Consider the following 2288-nt stretch of genomic DNA (forward strand, 5'->3'; position numbering starts at 1 on the left):
CACCACTCAGCGGGACGTGACCGGTTCTCTAGAATTCTCCAGCCGAGATGGATCAGTCATGGGTAGCGTTCAGATACCTTGGGCATATGACGCCAACGGAGCCTCAGTACCGACTTCATTCTCTCTTGAGGGCTTGACTCTAGTTCAGAGCGTAGATCATACAGAATTGACAGCTTTCCCTGTCGTCGCGGATCCCAGTACCGTGTGGGGATGGACGGTCCGCGTGGCAACTGTGGGGACCACCATCCTCCCCTGGGTGCTGGTGCGAAGGTTGCCGCCAAACTCATCACTAGGTTCGGTTCCGTGAAGCGCGGTATCGAAATCATCTATCGGGCGTACCACGCCGCCAACGGTGCCGGAGCCAAGTGGACCGCCGCAATGGCCGCCTCGGGCGGCCTGTTCGCTGAAATCTTGGGCATCAACGGGATCAAGGATGCGTGCCTCTCTTAGCACTCCGATCCGCCAATCTGTTCAACGAAGGAGAACTAATGATGAACGAATCGCCCGCTGAGAGACAGATCAAAGACCGACGACCTCGCAGACATCTCAGCGACAGCTACTACCTTGTCCTGGCAGCGGCAGGACTGTTTCAGGTCCCGAAAACCATCGAGGCGTCAGGGGCCGTGATTGGTGTTCTCCTCACTCTCGTGATCGTGATCTTCTCAGTCCTAATCGCGGTAGGAAACAAAGACCGCTTCCTTCCAATGCTCAATAGCCGATACAAAGACTGAGAGTGCTGTAGCTCATGTGGGCGTCGACGTCGGAGGGCGATGTCGGCGCATCCGCCCGACCACGATCCGTCGGCGGGCGTCCCAGACATGGGCTACACGCTAGAGGCGACTCGGTATACGTCCTGCGCGAGGAAGTCGATCGCGATTCGACTTCCTCCCCCGCTCGTGAGGGCGAGCCTTTGGCCTTGACCCCGGAGAGTGGACGCGGGTTAAGCGCGAATTGGATCTCTGCAGCCTGTGACGAGTATTGCGGCTCGAAGTCCACAGGCGTGACGTGCCCGATCGAGGAGTGGCGACGGCGACGGTTGTATCGGTCCTCGATCCATTCGGCGACGTCTCGAATCACCCGGGCGCGGGTGGGTCAGATCCGGCGGCAGTAGAACTCTAACCACGTCGACCCCACCCTCGCCCGGCCCACGCCGCCAGTGCCCGGGCAGGCGATCGTGCAGCCCATTCCCCCACAACCCACGCCCACGCCCGCACCCCCAGCACCGTGGAACACACCGATCGGTCAAAACATGCCCCCACTCGTCACCCGAGACAAATCAGTCCTCCCCGCCCCCACCTTCGGAATCGTCCGGCCAAAACCCCCGAAGCCACCGGTGCACCGCTAACCAGCCGCTGGCCGGTCGAAACTCACTTACGAGCGGCGTGGGTCCCGCTCGACGCCTTGCGCGAGCCCTGCAACGTCAGCACGGAATCGATGATCGCCCAAATTGATACAGCGGAGGAAGCGGAGTCGATCACGACCCAGAGTTCGACTGCCGGAGGGCATCCACCTTGCACAGGTTAGGCCCGGTGCAGTCGCAGGATCTCGCGAAGACTGCACCGAGGACGAGACCCCGACTGGCGCCAAGTCCCCAGCGTGAATTGTCCGTCGTGACTCGAATCTGATCCATGCTGGGGGCCTCAAGGACTACCGAAAGGGGACCGGAATCTGGGAAGCTTTCTCCAACAGGAACCGGACCTTTTCCCCGTTGGTTTTTTCCCGCACGACCGCTTCGAGCGTTGCGACTCGACGGTCAACGGCTGCCTGATCGTCTCCGACGATATCGAACAGATAGGAATGGCGCTTCTCAGTGACGAGGACCGCGCCAAGACCGGGAATGACGACGAACATTTGGCCGGTGAACAGTCGCGTGTGTTCGTAGTGGCGGCGAGGATTTTGGCCCAGCACCGGTGAAGAACGAAGCAAATCCACCGGTCGCAGGATAGCCGTCATCGTGATCATGACGACAGCATTGGCCGTCACAGTGACCGGCAGGTGTACCAAAGCTATGCAAGCGCCGGGAGTTCAAGACCCCCGCTCCAGCCGGTTGACCGGGTCACGTCCCGCTGAGTGGTGGAGTTTCTCGACACCGTGCAGGTCAGTTGTTTTAGTTTAGGCGGCAGCGAGTTCGGGGAGGATCACCGCCTCGTCGATGACCTCGACGGGGTTGTTCATTGTGGTCAGCTCGAGCATCGAAGCTTCGGAGAAGTAGCGGCGTTCGCCGGCTTCCCATTCGTCATGTTGCTCGATCAGAACTGACCCCGCCAGGCGCAGCAGGGCGGCCAGAG

2 protein-coding genes and 1 pseudogene are annotated in these 2288 nt (G+C 60.6%); 1 reads left to right on the top strand and 2 read right to left on the bottom strand.

Annotated elements, in window-relative coordinates; genetic code table 11:
- Positions 1-303: 303 nt before the first annotated feature.
- On the top strand, positions 304-450 hold the full coding sequence (locus tag JF66_RS23250; protein WP_156109915.1) for a hypothetical protein: 147 nt from the start codon (positions 304-306) through the stop codon (positions 448-450).
- Between the two features lie 1197 nt (positions 451-1647).
- Here the strand turns inward: JF66_RS23250 and JF66_RS18390 are convergent.
- Together JF66_RS18390 and JF66_RS23255 are read right to left on the bottom strand one after the other, a co-directional pair.
- On the bottom strand, positions 1648-1962 hold the full coding sequence (locus JF66_RS18390; protein WP_156109916.1) for a hypothetical protein: 315 nt from the start codon (positions 1960-1962) through the stop codon (positions 1648-1650).
- A 150-nt stretch (positions 1963-2112) separates the two neighbouring features.
- A pseudogene (locus JF66_RS23255) lies at positions 2113-2288 on the bottom strand (IS256 family transposase); the annotation flags it as partial.

The organism is Cryobacterium sp. MLB-32, assembly GCF_000738085.1.
Classification (GTDB): Bacteria; Actinomycetota; Actinomycetes; order Actinomycetales; family Microbacteriaceae; genus Cryobacterium.